This window comes from Bacillus sp. JJ634 (assembly GCF_036962285.1).
GTDB classification, from domain to species: domain Bacteria; phylum Bacillota; class Bacilli; order Bacillales; family DSM-1321; genus Peribacillus; species Peribacillus asahii_A.
Map to the genome: position 1 here is coordinate 1 of NZ_JBALMU010000096.1, position 723 is coordinate 723.

A 723-nucleotide genomic window follows, 5' to 3' on the forward strand; every position below is an offset into this window, starting at 1 on the left:
TGGGACTATTTGACGTTTACTGGGATAACACCTTTTTTGTGTTAAAATAGCCGTGGGCCATACCATTTTAGCAATTGCTTATCATCTTTTAAACAAGAGGCAACATTATGTTGAGTTAGGTGCAGATTACTTTGACCGTCGAAAAAAAGAAATCGTGATCAAACAATCTATAAAACGACTAGAGGTACTTGGTTGTAAAGTAACGATTGAATCCATAGCATAATGGGACGCAACAAATATAACTAATTAAGAGTCCAGACTCTTTTTTAAAAAACAAATTTTACTAGGTCTAGTTTCGTATGCCCAAATTTCCCTACCACCACGTTTTTATTTCCAGGATAGTGGAACAACAAGAGATATGTTGCAATCTTACGCAAGCATATGGTGTAATTAATTATGGATTTATCAACCTACAGGTTCTGTCAGGTTAAATTAGGCCATTTTGATTATAACCATACTTTTCAAAATCCTTTTTAAATATCTCTCTTACTAAATCTCTTGTTTCCTCATCATAAAAATTCTTATATTCTGGTAAAACTCCATACAATGTTTTCAGAGACATATTAACCTCTGCGAATGTCTGCTTACCGTAATCGGTCATTTGCTGTGCCCTGTGATGGGGAGACTTAATGATATTTTGAATAGGAGACTCTAATAGGTTATATTTTTTTTCAATATTTCTTATACTAGTAGTGAAATGTTCTAAATGTACATAATTTTGAA

General features: G+C 32.9%; 1 protein-coding gene and 1 pseudogene. One reads left to right on the top strand and one right to left on the bottom strand.

The window, feature by feature from the left end; genetic code table 11:
• The first annotated feature begins 52 nt into the window (after positions 1 to 52).
• Positions 53 to 223, top strand: a complete 171-nt coding sequence (locus tag V7068_RS14480; protein WP_499713368.1) for a hypothetical protein — start codon at positions 53 to 55, stop codon at positions 221 to 223.
• A gap of 204 nt (positions 224 to 427) precedes the next feature.
• Here V7068_RS14480 and V7068_RS14485 read toward each other — a convergent pair.
• Positions 428 to 723: pseudogene (locus tag V7068_RS14485) on the bottom strand (sulfotransferase family 2 domain-containing protein); the annotation flags it as partial.